A 14,132-nucleotide genomic window follows, 5' to 3' on the forward strand; every position below is an offset into this window, starting at 1 on the left:
ACCCCACGCAAACGAACGCAGCGTCACGCAACGCAAACGAACGCCACATCACGTGGCGCGGGTCTCCCCGCGCCACCCGCGCCACTGCGCTAGTTCGCCAACGCACCCATCGGATCCCACGCCGGCAGGGTGGTGATCTCGGTGGACTTGAGCGCTTCCTGGTATTGCTCAGGCAGGCGGGACGGGTGGACGGCGATTTCGAAGACGTACTCGTCAAACCAGTCATCGGCCATGGTCCAAAAGCCCTTATCGCCCTTCTCGGTGCCCCAGGAATTCTCCACGCGCCAGCGGGTGACCTCGCCGGACTCGGCAATATCTGCGCCAGTAAAGACCATCGCGTGCGTCATCAGGGACTCGTGCAGGCGGAGGCGGTCTGGCTTTTCGATGCCCATTTCCACCCCATACAGCCCCTCATAATCGTGCAAGCGCTTGGCCCAGATGCCACTATCGGCATCGGATTGCTGGCTGGTATCGCAGCCGAACCAGACGGGCTGGCCATCCTCGATGGCAGAGCGGGTGGCATCGCGCAATACCTCAACCGGGGCGTTGAGGTAGGTGACCTTTTCACCGGCGACGTTGCCCAGGTAATCCACGGTGTAGAGCTCACCGTAGGAATTGCGCGGGTCATTGACCACGCAGACATACTCGCCCAGGTCCTTGGGGAGGTATTCGCGGGCGAAGTCCTGCGGGGTATAGGTGCCCTCGCGGTGGAAGTTATCGTCCTTATCGCGGTACTGCCACTGGAACTCTGTGGGCGGGAGGCCGAGGTTGGCGGTGAGGATGCGGTAGACATCGGCAAGCGCCTGCTCCTGCGCCCCAGACTTGCCCGCGCGGATCTGGTGGGCGGCGCGGCGCAGGACGGTCTGCAGGTTGCGGTTGAGCATGGCGCTGGACTCGGAGGACGCGGTCTCCGGCATGGCGTACTTGGGCACCACGCCGTACTTTTCCACCAGCGAGACGAACATGGACCACTGGCCGCCATCGCCGATGGGGTCATCCATGAGCTTGGTCAAGGTGCGGTCCGTAATATCGCGCTCCTTGAGCTCGTCTACCGCGGTGAGGAACCAATTGGCCTTTTCCAGCTTGTCGTAGAAGTACAGGTAGGTCTGCGAAAGCTCGAAATCCTTGATGTTGGTGCGGTCCATGATGTCACCGCGCAGGGAATTCAGGCCCGCAAAAATCCAGCAGCGGCCAGAAGCCTTCTGGTTGGCCGCGCCCCACTTATCGAGCTTGTGGCTGGTCGCCGTGGTGAGCTCGCGCACGAGGTCGCGGTCGACGCTCAGCTTATCGATGCCCTCCTGCGCCACCGCATTCCGCGCCGCCCTGATGGCCGGCTCGCTGGTGAGGGTGGCGTTGGTGGTGTGAACTTCCTGTGGATTAATCTCATTCATTTTTCGATACTCCTTAGTTCATCCGGTCCCAGAAGGGAAGCTCAACGGGCTCGGTCTCTAGTGCTTGCTGCTGCTCGGAAGTGAGAAATTCCTTGCGCACGGCGATGTGGAAGACGTTTTCGCCGAACCATTCATCCGACATCGTGGCAAAGCCCTTGCCGGGTACCTCGTCGGCGTCGTCCTTGCGCGGCGGCTTGGTGCCCCAGGAGTTCTCCACGCGCCATGCACGGGGTGCACCATCAACTCCGGTCAGCGCCATCGCGTGGGTGGGTGCAGATTCGCCGGAGGTAAAGCGCTCCTCCTTGCTCATGCTGGAATCGATGCCGTAGAGGCCATCGGTATCAACGAGGCCTTCGTCCCACACGGCGTTCTGGAAGGAGAACTGGCGGGAGACATCGCAGCTAAACCACACCGGTTCGCCGGCTTCGATGCTGGCGCGCGCGGCGGCGCGCAGCTCGTCCACATCGACGTTAAGGTAACCGGCGGCTTTTCCACCAGCGACGTTATTTACTCCAGCGCTGGTGTAGTAGCGGTGCTTGTCGTTGGTGGCACGGGGGTCATCGGCAAGCACGACGTACTCGTCCAACTTCGGCAGGTACTTATCCGCAAACTCGCGCGGGGTGGAGTGCACGCGGAAGAATTGCTCGTCCTTGGTGCGGTAGCTCCACGTAAATTCCTCGGGCGGGGCGCCCAGGTGAATGGCGAGCACGCGTTGTATATCGGTGCGGGCTTGCTTGATAATGCCCCCGCGATCCCCCTCACCTTCCACCGCACGGTGCGCGGCGCGGCGGATGATGGTGGCGATATCGCGGTTCATCTGCGCGGTGTGGCCGGACGAGTGCACCTCCGGCATGACCTCGGCCGGGACGGCGCCGTACTTGTCCACGAGGTTGGTGAAAAATGACCACCAGCCGCCGTCTTCGCCTGTGAGCTCGAGGGAAGTAGCCACGTCGCGGTCATCCCAGTCGGTGCCATCCTCGGTGAGATCCAACAGCTGGTTGAGCGCGAAGTTGGCGCGCTCTAGTTTGTCGAAGTACTGCAGGTAGGTAAAGGAAAACTCAAAGTCATCGATATTGAGCTCCTTGGCCGCGCGGTGGCGGAATACGTTGAGCGCGGCAAACATCCAGCAGCGCCCGGAGCGCATCTGGTCGGTGACGCCGAGGCTATCGAGTTTTACCTCGGTGGTGGGGTAGAGCGCGGTAATGCGGTCGCGGTCGAGGGCCGCCTTGGCCACCCCTACGCTGGTAATGGCATTGCGCGCGACGCGCAGCTGGGAGTCCGCTGCAGCCTCCTCGCGCAATTGGGACAGGAAGTCATTGGTGAGCAAAGTCATATTCACCGTTTTAGCAGACTGCGATCTCACCCGAGGTCGCTGGGTGCTGGATGGGCCGTTAGAGATCGTTCCAGATCGCTATAGATGCTCCGCCAGCCGCGCCACGGCTTCGGGGCTTCCCACCTCTTCTGGGAGCCAGGGGATCTCGTGGACTGGGGTATCGGGAAGCTTATCGTGCAAGAGCGCCAGGGCCTCGTCTTCGGCGGCGCGCCGGGAGGCCAAGAACTCGCCTTGGTCCGCGGGCGTGCGGCGGTTGACCAGCATGGAGCCCACCCGCACGCCATTGCCGGTGAGATCCGCGTGGAACTCGGAAGATTCCAAGACGGGCAGGCGCTCGGCGGTGAGCACGATGTGGAACACGGTCTTCTTTGAGGTCAGCGCAGTGCGCAGGTGCTCGAAGCGCTCGCGGCGCTGGAAGAGCGTGGCGCGGATTTCCTGATTGCGCCGGTCCACCGGATCATTATCGGCGCCGGATTCCGCGGACATCCCGCGCACCAATGAGCCGAATTTATCGGACTTCTCGCGCCGGGCAAGCAGCCCATCGGTATAGGCAGCCATGATTTCTGGCAGGGCCATCAGCCGGGAGGTGTGACCGGACGGGGCGGTATCGAAGATGAGGTAGTCATACTCGTTAGCATTTGCGACCAAGGTGGCCATGCGCTCCAAGAGCGCCGCTTCCTGCGTGCCGGGGGATTGGCGGGCCAAGTCTAGGTGCTTTTTTACCTCGCCGTGCAGGTGCTCCGGCATGAAGCGGCGCATCGAGGCGCCCACGTTCGCGAGGTGTTCCTCGGTGGCGCGGGCAGGATCGAGCTCGATGGCGGAGAGGGATGGGGTGAGGTGAGTGGGGGCATCGGAAAGCGTGGCTTCAAAGATATGTCCCAGGTTGTGCGCCGGATCCGTGGAGACCAATAGCACGTTGTGGTCCTGGGAAAGCGACAGGGCCGTGGCCGTGGCGAGGGTGGTCTTGCCCACGCCGCCCTTGCCACCAAAGAACATGATGGGCGCGGTTTCTAGCAGCATTGAATATTCTCCAGGGGTGATTTATCCATGCCCATGCGCGTGTGCCAGGCGTGGAAATCTTCGTAAACCAGCGGCAAAAGCTCCAGCGTGTAGTAGCTGGCGGGGTTGGGGATGCCGAGCGCCTCCGAGGCCACCAGCATCATAAAAAGGTCATCTTCTTGCTGCTGGGCCTTGGCAAAGACGGCGCGGTACGGGGCTTGGTAGAACTCGTTGAGCCCCGCACCGAAGGCCTTAAGCTTGTCGAGCATGCTGGGGAAGGGGAGCGTCGGTATCATCATCGGTCCACTCCAGCGGCGGTTCCTTGCGCGCGTTGGAGATAGCGCCGATCGACTCCACGATGACCCAGATGGAGGCGATGACGATGACGACGTCCATGCCGAAGAGCAGCCAGTTCTGATCCGCGAACAGGGACTTGAGCTGTAGCAGCGCTGCCCACAGAGACATGATGGTGACGAAGATGAGCGGGATGATAACCGGCAGGGTGGGCCGGCGCAGGTGGGTGAGGATGACCACGACGATGGCCAAGGACAGGCTGGCCATGAGCTGGTTGGTGGTACCGAAGAGCGGCCAGATGGTCATGCCGCCGGAGCCGTCCGCGCCCGCAGAGAAGGTCAGGCCGAAGGCCAGGCCCACCGCGATGATGGTAGAGACTAGGGCCGTGATGCGGATACCCATGATCTCGCCGATTTCCTGGACCACGATGCGCTGCAGGCGCACGCCGGAGTCCATGGTGGTGGCGGCGAAGAGCACGGCCATCGTCGCCAGGATGGTGGCAGACAGCGAGGTGGGAATGCCCAGACCCTCGTTCATCAGCGCGCCGCCGCCTTGCACGAAGGCATTGACGCCGCCGGCGTTCCACTCGGCGTAGATTTCCTCCCAATTTGCCAGGGTCTTAAAGCCAGCGGTGGTGGCGATGATGGTGCCGAGCGCCAGCAGACCCTCGCCCACAGCACCGAAGTAGCCCACGAAGCGGACATCGGTTTCCTTATCAATCTGCTTAGACGAGGTACCCGAGGCCACAATGCCGTGGAAACCAGAGATGGCACCGCAGGCGATGGTGACAAAAAGCAGCGGGAAAATCCCCGGGGTGCCGTCAGGAACGTTTTCGCGCACGGCAGGGGCGGCGAGCTCCGGACGGGTGATGAGAAAGGAGCCGTACAAGATGATAAGACCCACGAAAAGCTGCAGGCCATTGATGTAATCGCGCGGCTGGAGCAGCACCCACACAGGCAGCAGCGAAGCGATGAAGGCGTAGATAAATAGCAGGATGATCCACACGCCGTTGGCGGGAATGCCCAGGACCGTCTCCGGTAGCACGACCGGGAAGCGGTCGCCCAAAACCATCAGCGAGTACAGCGCCACCACGCCCACGAGGGACACCAGCGGCAGGTTCCAGTTCAAGCGGTAGATGGCCTGGCCAATCAGCAGCGCGACGGCAATGGCACCCCACGTGGGAATGACCGCCGAGGGGGTGGAAATAAGCAGGTTCGAAATCACCACGGCGAACGCGGCATTGACCATGAGCAGCAGCAAGAAGATTACGATGAGGAAGAGGTTGCGCCCGCGCTTGCCGATGTAGCGCCCCGACAACGTACCAATCGACTGACCCTTGTGTCGCTGCGAGGCCCACAGCGCACCCAAGTCGTGCATGCCGGCAATGAAGAAGGTGCCTAACGTGACCCACAGGAATGCCGGGAGCCAGCCCCAAATGACGGCCACTGCCGGGCCGATAATCGGTGCCGCACCCGCCACGGAGGTGAAGTGGTGGCCCCACAGCACATATTTATTGGTGGGAACATAATCCACGCCGTCTTTGAGGCGGTGCGCTGGGGTGGTGTAGTTCTCAGATAACCGGAAGATGTTCTTGCCCAGGAACTTGGAATAGAGCAGGTAGCCGGCGGCCATCATCGCGATGCCGACAATGGCGAGGACAAGAGAGTTCATAGTGTGTGTCTCCTCATAGGCGGGAAGGTGGCGTGTCTCACACGTGCGGACAGTATGCCATAACTCACGTATCTATTTGCTTGTGGGGGAGACCGGTGGGCAGATTTATATTTGGCAGGCGGGTCGGAGTACACCTCTTAGTTCAGTCGCAGTGGATAGACGAAAAGCACGGCCCCTGCTCCGAGAGGAACGAGGGCCGCGCGGTGGGTGCTTAAACCGAGTGGCGTTTAATTCTTATCGACGCCGATATTTCCGTCCTTCTTCCACACCACAACCACTGCTGGGCGTGGGGTGGACGTGCCCCCCTCTGGCCAGTGGGAGGTTTGCTTTTCAAAGGTGGCGTCATCGGTTTCGCCTGGGTGCTGGACGTTGACCATCACGCGCTCATCGGTGACGATGGGGCCGCAGGTCTCGGCGCCCGCCGGCACGGTCAGGAAGCACTTGAGCTCACCGCGGGTATCGCCCTCGGTGGTTACGGCGTAGAGGCCGTCGTTGGACTCGAGCGCGTTGCCGTCGGTGGAAATCCACATATTGCCGTGGTTATCAAAGGCCAAGTTATCCGGGCAGGAAATTGGGGATACCTTCTCCTTGTCAAAGCCACCGAAGTAGGTATTGGCCTCCTTCGGATCGCCACAGACCAGGAAGAGATTCCAGGTGAACTTTTCACCAGCGTGGTCATCTTCAATCTCCATGACCAGACCGTTCTTATTTTCCTTGACGGGAGCCCACTCCATCGGATCTTCCTTGTTCTTCTTGGCGTTTTCGCCGGTAGCACCGCGGTAGGAGTTATTGGTCAGGGCCACGTAGACCTTCTCAGAGTCTGGGTGGACCTGCATATCTTCAGGGCGGTCCATCTTGGTAGCGCCCACCTTATCGGCGGCCTCGCGGGTGTAGACGGCAACCTCTTCGGCGGACATGCCATCGACGTGGGACTCGAATTTGTTGTTCTCCGTATCGGAGGTCAGCAGCTTGATCCACTTACCTTCGCCGTCGAAGGCACCGTCCTCTGGCAGTACGCCGGAACCGTCGATCTCATCTTCTGGGGAGTTGCCTTCCATCTTGGCCACGTACAAGGCGCCGTGGTCCAAGATGCTGAGGTTGTGCTCGATGTTGCCTTCTTCGTACTTCTTGGTGGAGATGAACTTGTAGATGTACTCGAAGCGGGAGTCATCGCCGGAGTAGCACACGACGGTGCCATCGGAAGCGATGTGAATATTGCCGGCCTCGTGTTTGAAGCGTCCAAGCGCGGTGTGCTTGACCGGGGTGGACTCCGGGTCCAGTGGGTTAATTTCTACGATCCAGCCGAAGCGGTTGGGCTCATTCGGTTCCTTGGAGACGTCGAAGCGCTTATCAAAGCGCTCCCACTTGCGCTCGGATTCACCATCTTCCATGCCGAAGCGCTCAAGGGATTCCTGTGCCTTCTTGTCATCCAGGTTGGCGTGAGCGAAGTACTGGTCAAAGTTCTCCTCGCCGGAGAGCATGGTGTTCCACGGAGTGATGCCGCCGGAGCAGTTATTCAGGGTGCCCTTGACCTGCTTGCCGGTCTTATCGGCGGAGGTCTTCACAAACTCGGAGCCGGCTGCTGGGCCAACCAGAGTGAACTCGGTCGTGGCGGTGATGCGGCGGTTAAGCGGACCAAACTCGCGCTTGAGTTCACCGGTATTGCCCACCTTGGACACCTCCACGATGGAGTGGCCGTGGCCCGCCCAACCAATCTTGGCCTGCTCTTCGGTGGGGTTATCCGCATCGTAGTTGGGGAACATCTGCGGCTCGGTGGTGTACTCGTGGGAGCAGACGTAGATAAGGCGATTGTCATCATCCGGGTGCTCGATAAGTCCGGCGAAGTCGTTATTGAAGCCGAACTGCTTCTCGGCGGCCTCGGCCGTCTGGTTCTTATCATCAAACTCTGGCGCATCCTTGAACAGCGGGTCTCCCCAGGCGATGAGAACGGACTGCTTATAGCCATCCGGGATGACTACTTCGTCCTTTTCGTTCGGCTCAACTGGGTCAAACTTCATACCCTCTGCGGAGGTGAGTTCTACATTGGCCTCGGAAGTCTTGCCCCCCTTGGCCTCGGAGGAAGAGGCTTCATTGGAGACTTCATCCGGGTTGGAGCAGGCAGCCAACGCGGCGCCGCCGCCGACGGTTACTACGGACAAGCTGCCCGCGCGCAGAGCGGTACGGCGGGAGAACTGGTCACCGAAGTATGGGTTATCAGACTTGTTCTCACATTCACCGAAGCAGGCATTGCCGCACTTGTAGGTGCACGTCAAGCTGGAACGAGAGGATGCGAAGAGACTAGAGAGAAGGTTGCGGCCTTTAAGCGCCATTATTACTGCTCCAAAGAAGGTCGAAAATATTGATAAGACATGGGGTCAGCCATATATATAAGGGGATGCCAGTAACAGTGCGTTGGCCTTGAGGTGACAGCGAAGTGAACTATGCGTAAATCTTTCCCGGGGTAGGGGCGCTATGGGCCAAATCGCGGGTAGCGGGCGGGATCGACTACCCTAGGCTAACGTGAGCGAGCAGAAGAATAATGAAGTAAACGATGTCCCTGAGCAGCTGCGCATCCGCCGCGAGAAGCGCGATCGCCTGCTCGAATCCGGCGTGGAGGCCTACCCGGTATCCGTCGAGCGCACTATCTCCCTCAAGGAATTGCGCCATGATTTCCGCGTAGTGGCCGAGGGCGAAGAGCCGGGCAATGAAGAGGGCGTGACCTACCTGGCCGCTGGTGAGGAAACCGAGGTCACCCACGCTATTGCCGGCCGCCTTATCTTCATGCGCAATACCGGCAAGCTGTGCTTTGCCACCTTGCAGGACGGCGATGGCACCCAGATGCAGGCCATGCTTTCGCAGGCCAAGGTGGGCAAGGAGCGCCTCGATGCCTGGAAGTCCGATGTGGATTTGGGCGACTTCATTTCCGTTAGCGGCCACGTGGTTGCGTCCCGCCGTGGCGAGCTGTCCATCATGGCTGAGGAATGGACCATGGCGGCCAAGTCCCTGCGCCCGCTGCCGGTGTCCTTCGCGGATATGGCTGAAGATACCCGCGTGCGCCAGCGCTATAACGACCTCATTATCCGCGAAGAGGCCCGCAAGAACGCCATGGTGCGCGTGAAGGTCATGCGTGCGCTGCGCAATTACCTGGAAGGCCAGGACTTTGTAGAGATCGAAACCCCGATGCTGCAGACCCTGCACGGTGGTGCGGCCGCTCGCCCGTTTATCACCCACTCCAATGCGCTCGATATTGACCTCTACCTGCGCATTGCTCCGGAGCTGTACTTGAAGCGCGCCGTCGTCGGTGGCATCGACCGCGTCTTTGAAATCAACCGCAACTTCCGCAATGAGGGCGTGGACCGCTCCCACTCGCCGGAGTTCGCCATGCTGGAGACCTACGCCGCCTGGGGCGATTACAATGATTGCGCCCGCATGACCCGCGAGTCCATTCAGTCCGTGGCCCGCGAGGTCTTTGGTTCTACCACCGTCACGCTTGCCGATGGCACCGATTTCGACTTCGGCGGCGAGCAATGGCCCGAAATCGAGATGTATCCTTCCCTGAATGAGGCCTTGCAGCGCAAGTTCCCCGGTCAGCCGGAGGTCACCATCGATACCGACGTGGAGACCCTGAAGGGCATTGCCAAGGTCATTGGCCTCGACGTGCCGCAGGGTGAAGGCTGGGGCCACGGCAAACTGGTGGAGGAAATCTGGGAGGTCCTGTGCGAGGACCAACTGGAAGGCCCCATCTTTGTGAAGAACTTCCCAGTCGAGACCTCCCCGCTAACCCGCCAGCACCGTTCCGAGCCCGGCGTGACCGAAAAGTGGGACCTCTACGTGCGCGGCTTCGAGCTGGCTACCGGCTACTCGGAGCTTGTCGATCCCGTCGTCCAGCGCGAGCGCTTTGAGGACCAAGCCCGCCTTGCCGCCGGTGGCGATGAGGAAGCCATGGTCTTGGACGAGGACTTCCTAGCCGCGATGGAACAGGGTATGCCGCCGACGGCCGGTACCGGCATGGGCATGGACCGCCTGCTCATGGCCCTGACCGGCCTCGGCATTCGTGAGACCGTGCTCTTCCCGCTGGTAAAGCCAGAACAGAAGTAGCCCATACCCGGCGCGCCCACTCGGTGCCCACCCACGCAGGCACCCGTTAGCGCCCCGAAACCGGCTGCAGCCTTCCTTTGGCTGCAGCCTTTTTGTTTACCCATTGCACCCGCCGCGTGTGCCTCGCAGGCCGAGTCGCACGCCTACTTCTGCCTAGTTCTATCGGTTTCACAAAAGTGCAACCTCCTCGGTGATATCTGAGCGAAAAATGCTACATCTCAGGGCCGAGTTTGCTCAGTTATCACCGAGGACCTATTGCATCGGAGGTTGCACAAAGGAGGTTGCGCATCAGAGGCTCCACAATCGAGGCCGAACGGGAGGCGTTGCGCATCGGAGGCCGCGCTGCGAGAAGTGGGCGGCAAGTGGAGAACGATCCGGCGAGCGGCCTCAGGCATCATCTGTGGGAAGCGGCCCAGCGGAGGTATCGCCGCGCAGGCGTTTGATGATGTTTTCTGCAGAAATCAGGCACATCGGCACGCCGACGCCCGGCACGGTGGTCGCACCGGCGTAGTAGAGGCCGGCCACCTTGCGCGAGGCATTGCGCCCGCGGAAGAACGCAGATTGAAATAGCGTATGTGCTGGCCCCAAAGCTCCACCTGACCAGGAGTGATAGCGGTCGGCAAAATCGGCTGGTCCGAGGCTGCGCGTGATGGTGATTCGCTCGCGGAGGTCAGGAATATCGGCGGTGCGGGAAAGCTGGTCGAGGGCGGCATCTGCAATAGCAGCAACGCGCGGGGAAGCCTCGGGATGGTAGGCATCGCCGTGCCCGTAGGCTTCTGCAGCGGGTACGGGGATGAGGAAGAACAAGTTCTCGTGGCCTTCTGGTGCGACATCCGCGTCGGTGGCCGAAACCTTCGAAATGTAGATGGACTCAGAGGCGCCGAGGGGACGTTCCGTTTCCGGCGCGGAAAAGACTGCGCGGAAATCGGGGTCCCAGTCCTGGCTGAACAAAAAGGTGTGGTGAGCTAGCTCCGGGAGCTTTCCCTTCACACCGGCGAGTACCACCACGGTACCCAGCCCCGGATTGCGGCGGGCCCAGTAGCGCTCCGGATAGGTGCGCAGCTTCCGGGGCAGCAGCTGATTTTCGGTGTGGTGCAGGTCAGCAGCCGAGACCACAATATCGGCATCGATATGCCCGTTCGTTGTGCGGACGCCGGTGGCGCGGGAGGAGGACCCGCCGGTGGTGGTGATGGAGGTGACCTCTTCATCCAAGCGGAAGGTGGCGCCGAATTTTTCCGCTTGGCGGTAGATGGCCTGCACCACCGCGTGGAATCCGCCGAGGGGGTAGCGCACACCTTCCACCAGGTCAGTATGGCTTAAAAGGGAATACAGCGCTGGGGCCGCGGCAGGCTCGGAGGAGAGAAAAACCGCTGGGTAGCTCAGGATCTGTCGCAGGCGCGTATCCGAAAATTGCCCGTTGACGTGCTTTTGCAAGCTAGTAGTAAGCAGCGCTGCAATCCGCGCTAGCCGATGCCGAATATCTGCATGCACCAAGTTCAAGGGCGCCGAAAATGTGGTGTACAAAAAGTGATCGAGCGCTACGTGGTAGGCGTCGCTGGCATCTGCCAAATAGCTGCGCACCTGGCTGCCCGCGCCTGGTTCTAGCGACTCGAAGAGTTGGGCCACATTATCGGTCCCGGAATGTACATCCACGGGGGTAGGGCGCGAGCCGGTGCCAGTAGCGGATTCGGCGGGGCCGCCGGTATAGACGCGGTAATCCGGCGAGAGTCCCACTAGATCCAGTTCCTTTTCTGTCGAGGTACCGCAGAGGGAAAAGAAGTGGTCGAAGGCATCCGGCATGAGGTACCAGGACGGTCCGGTATCCCAGCGGAACCCAGCCTCCGCATAGCTGCCCGCGCGCCCGCCGACCTCGTCTAGGGAGTCTACGACGGTAACTTCATAGCCCTCTTTTCCGAGGAGGGCAGCGGTGGCAAGGCCGGCGATGCCGGCCCCGATGACGACGACGTGCATGATGTTCTCCTTAGTACTCCGTGCACTATCGAACCGCGCGCACCGCGCGGGCGGCTAGCCACGCCTTGGTGCGATTCGGCACGGATATGCGGGTGGTTTTTAACTCCGCGGCGGGGGTAGCGGCGAGCCGGTTAGTGAGCTCGGCAAAGATATCGGCGGCCGCGCGCACACCGAAGCGGGCGGATAGCGGCAAGAGGTTAATGGATTCTTCGGCGGCAGCGAGATCGTGGCGGATATCGGCGATGAGCGCGGACTTGGCGGCCTCGGAAAGCTCTCCGCCAGCGGCCTGTGGAAAATAGGCCCGGCCCAGGACCGAGGAGTCCTCGCCTAAATCCCGCAGGAAGTTAATCTTTTGAAACGCTGCCCCCAAGTGGCGTGCGCCGCGGTCCATCGTGGCGCGGTCGGCGGCGGACACGGTTTCTTCCGCCAGGAAGACCTGCACGCACAATAAGCCGATGACCTCGGCGGAACCGTAGATATACTCGGCGAGTTCCGCGGCGGAATACTCCCGCTGGGAAAGGTCGGCGCGCATGGAATCGAAAAAGGCCACGAGGTGCTGGCGCTGGAAGCCACAGCGCCTAGCGGTAATGGCATAGGAGTGCACGACGGGATCGGTGTGCAACCTTTTCTCCGGCGCCGCTAGGATAGCGGCCTCGTAGGCATCGAGCGCGGCGGCGGCATCGATGCTGGCTTGGTGCGCGGTGCCATCGACAAGCTCGTCTGCGATGCGCACTACGGCATAAAGGTGGCGGATGTCTTCGCGCACCCGCCCGCGCAAAAGGCGCGTGGCCAGGGTAAAACTGGTGGAATACTGCCCCATAACCTGCGCGGCCGCGCGCGAGGCCGCCTGGTCATAGCGAGTCAACATACTTGCAAAAGTAGCACGGGCCCAAAGGGCCCTAGCGGTTGGTGGCCCGCGGCTGGCCCTCGGCAAAGCCGGCGGCCGATTGCACGCCCACGGTGGCGCGCTCGTGGAAGCTAGCCAGCGAATCGGCCCCGGCGTAGGTGCAGGACGAGCGCACGCCGGAGATGATGCGGTCCACCAAGTACTCCACGCCGCCGTGTTCCGGATCGAGGTAGATGCGGGAGGTGGAAATGCCCTCCTCAAACATCTCGCGGCGGGCGCGCTCAAAGGCCTCGGTGGCGGAATTGCGGCCGCGCACAGCCCGGCGCGAGGCCATGCCGAACGATTCCTTGTAGAACGAGCCATCGGCATCCTTGTGCAGGTCACCGGGGGATTCGAAGGTGCCGGCGAACCAGGAGCCAATCATCACATTGGACGCGCCCGCGGCCAGCGCCAGGGCCACGTCGCGGGGATCGCGCACGCCACCATCGGCCCATACGTGCGCGCCAACCTCGCGGGCTGCGGCGGCACACTCCAGCACGGCGGAAAATTGCGGGCGCCCCACGCCGGTTTGCATGCGGGTGGTGCACATCGCGCCGGGGCCCACGCCGACCTTGATAATATCCGCGCCCGCCGCGGCCAACTCGCGCACGCCGGCGGCCGTGACCACGTTTCCGGCGGCAATCGGCAAACCCAAATCCAGGTCCCGGACCTTGCGCAGCGCCGCCAGCATGCTGTCTTGATGCCCGTGGGCGGTATCGATGACGAGGACGTCAGCGCCGGCATCGGCAAGCGCCCGCGCCCTGCCCTCAACGTCACCATTGATGCCCACCGCGGCACCGATGCGCAGGCGCCCCTGCTTGTCGATGCCCGGCTTATACATCGTCGCCCGCAGCGCACCCTTGCGCGTCAAAATGCCCGCCAGCGTGCCATCCGGATTGACCACTGGGGCGAGCTTGCGCGAGGTTGCGCGCAGGCGGGTAAAGGCCTCCTGCGGGTCGATGCCCACCGGCAGGGTCACCAAATCCGTGGTCATGAGCTCGCCCACGGCGGTGAAATTATCCTGCCCGCGCAGATCCTTTGGCGTAATGATGCCCACCGGCAGCGCGCCGTCGACCACGATGGCCGCGCCGTGGGCGCGCTTGTGCAAAAGGTTGCTGGCATAGCCCACCGTGTGGTGCGGCTTGATGGTGATTGGGGTGTCATAGACCAGGTCAGCGGCCTTTACCGAGGCCATCGTCTCCGCCGCGGCCTCCAGGCTGAGATCCTGCGGCAGGATGGCCATGCCGCCGCGCCGGGCGATGGTCTCTGCCATGCGGCGGCCGGCCACTGCGGTCATATTCGCCACGATGAGCGGGATGGTATTGCCCGTGCCATCGGCTGCGGTGAGGTCGACCGCCTGTCGCGAGCCAACATCCGAGTGATTCGGCACCATAAATACATCCGAGTAGGTCAGCTCGTAGGGCGGGCGGGAATCATTGAGGAAATGCACTGTGGGATTGCCTAACGTGAATCGAGGGTGCGGTAGAAG

At 61.8% G+C, this 14,132-nt stretch carries 10 protein-coding genes; 1 reads left to right on the forward strand and 9 read right to left on the reverse strand.

What is annotated here, in order from left to right:
* Nucleotides 1–89: 89 nt before the first annotated feature.
* The 6 genes from QP891_RS06120 to QP891_RS06145 form a co-directional block, all read right to left on the reverse strand.
* On the reverse strand, nucleotides 90–1,391 hold the full coding sequence (locus QP891_RS06120) for a C1 family peptidase (protein ID WP_284805858.1): 1,302 nt from the start codon (nucleotides 1,389–1,391) through the stop codon (nucleotides 90–92).
* 13 nt (nucleotides 1,392–1,404) lie between these two features.
* Nucleotides 1,405–2,724 carry a C1 family peptidase gene (locus QP891_RS06125; protein ID WP_284770324.1) on the reverse strand — a complete coding sequence of 440 codons (1,320 nt, stop codon included), beginning with the start codon at nucleotides 2,722–2,724 and terminating at the stop codon, nucleotides 1,405–1,407.
* Between the two features lie 78 nt (nucleotides 2,725–2,802).
* The gene (locus tag QP891_RS06130) at nucleotides 2,803–3,744 is read right to left on the reverse strand and encodes an ArsA family ATPase (protein ID WP_284770325.1); all 942 of its coding nucleotides are present in this window, start codon (nucleotides 3,742–3,744) and stop codon (nucleotides 2,803–2,805) included.
* The gene (locus tag QP891_RS06135; protein WP_023029243.1) at nucleotides 3,735–3,992 is read right to left on the reverse strand and encodes a cory-CC-star protein; all 258 of its coding nucleotides are present in this window, start codon (nucleotides 3,990–3,992) and stop codon (nucleotides 3,735–3,737) included. The genes QP891_RS06130 and QP891_RS06135 overlap by 10 nt, the downstream gene beginning before the upstream one ends.
* Complete coding sequence (locus tag QP891_RS06140; RefSeq protein WP_284770326.1) at nucleotides 3,976–5,688, reverse strand: carbon starvation CstA family protein; 1,713 nt, start codon at nucleotides 5,686–5,688, stop codon at nucleotides 3,976–3,978. The genes QP891_RS06135 and QP891_RS06140 overlap by 17 nt, the downstream gene beginning before the upstream one ends.
* Before the next feature lie 227 nt (nucleotides 5,689–5,915).
* On the reverse strand, nucleotides 5,916–8,018 hold the full coding sequence (locus QP891_RS06145; protein WP_284770327.1) for a PhoX family protein: 2,103 nt from the start codon (nucleotides 8,016–8,018) through the stop codon (nucleotides 5,916–5,918).
* Between the two features lie 190 nt (nucleotides 8,019–8,208).
* On the opposite strand from QP891_RS06145, the gene lysS reads away from it, so the two are divergent.
* On the forward strand, nucleotides 8,209–9,786 hold the full coding sequence (gene lysS / locus QP891_RS06150; RefSeq protein ID WP_284770328.1) for a lysine--tRNA ligase: 1,578 nt from the start codon (nucleotides 8,209–8,211) through the stop codon (nucleotides 9,784–9,786).
* A 387-nt stretch (nucleotides 9,787–10,173) separates the two neighbouring features.
* Here the strand turns inward: lysS and crtI are convergent, their stop codons facing one another.
* From crtI to QP891_RS06165, 3 genes are read right to left on the reverse strand one after another with little or no spacing between them, the layout of a single operon-like run.
* Nucleotides 10,174–11,757 carry a phytoene desaturase family protein gene (crtI, locus tag QP891_RS06155; RefSeq protein ID WP_284817000.1) on the reverse strand — a complete coding sequence of 528 codons (1,584 nt, stop codon included), beginning with the start codon at nucleotides 11,755–11,757 and terminating at the stop codon, nucleotides 10,174–10,176.
* A 25-nt stretch (nucleotides 11,758–11,782) separates the two neighbouring features.
* Nucleotides 11,783–12,625 carry a phytoene/squalene synthase family protein gene (locus tag QP891_RS06160; protein WP_284770330.1) on the reverse strand — a complete coding sequence of 281 codons (843 nt, stop codon included), beginning with the start codon at nucleotides 12,623–12,625 and terminating at the stop codon, nucleotides 11,783–11,785.
* A gap of 31 nt (nucleotides 12,626–12,656) precedes the next feature.
* Nucleotides 12,657–14,093: a GuaB1 family IMP dehydrogenase-related protein gene (locus QP891_RS06165; RefSeq protein ID WP_284770331.1), complete on the reverse strand. Its 1,437-nt coding sequence runs from the start codon at nucleotides 14,091–14,093 to the stop codon at nucleotides 12,657–12,659.
* Nucleotides 14,094–14,132 lie beyond the last annotated feature (39 nt).

The organism is Corynebacterium sp. MSK310 (assembly GCF_030227355.1).
GTDB lineage: Bacteria > Actinomycetota > Actinomycetes > Mycobacteriales > Mycobacteriaceae > Corynebacterium > Corynebacterium rhinophilum.

What these genes read in the sequence shown, in the direction of transcription:
- QP891_RS06120 (WP_284805858.1), bottom strand. Translation starts at nt 1,391, where the DNA reads ATGAATGAGATTAATCCACAGGAAGTTCACACCACCAACGCCACCCTC.
- QP891_RS06125 (WP_284770324.1), bottom strand. Translation starts at nt 2,724, where the DNA reads ATGACTTTGCTCACCAATGACTTCCTGTCCCAATTGCGCGAGGAGGCT.
- QP891_RS06130 (WP_284770325.1), bottom strand. Translation starts at nt 3,744, where the DNA reads ATGCTGCTAGAAACCGCGCCCATCATGTTCTTTGGTGGCAAGGGCGGC.
- QP891_RS06135 (WP_023029243.1), bottom strand. Translation starts at nt 3,992, where the DNA reads ATGCTCGACAAGCTTAAGGCCTTCGGTGCGGGGCTCAACGAGTTCTAC.
- QP891_RS06140 (WP_284770326.1), bottom strand. Translation starts at nt 5,688, where the DNA reads ATGAACTCTCTTGTCCTCGCCATTGTCGGCATCGCGATGATGGCCGCC.
- QP891_RS06145 (WP_284770327.1), bottom strand. Translation starts at nt 8,018, where the DNA reads ATGGCGCTTAAAGGCCGCAACCTTCTCTCTAGTCTCTTCGCATCCTCT.
- crtI (WP_284817000.1), bottom strand. Translation starts at nt 11,757, where the DNA reads ATGCACGTCGTCGTCATCGGGGCCGGCATCGCCGGCCTTGCCACCGCT.
- QP891_RS06160 (WP_284770330.1), bottom strand. Translation starts at nt 12,625, where the DNA reads ATGTTGACTCGCTATGACCAGGCGGCCTCGCGCGCGGCCGCGCAGGTT.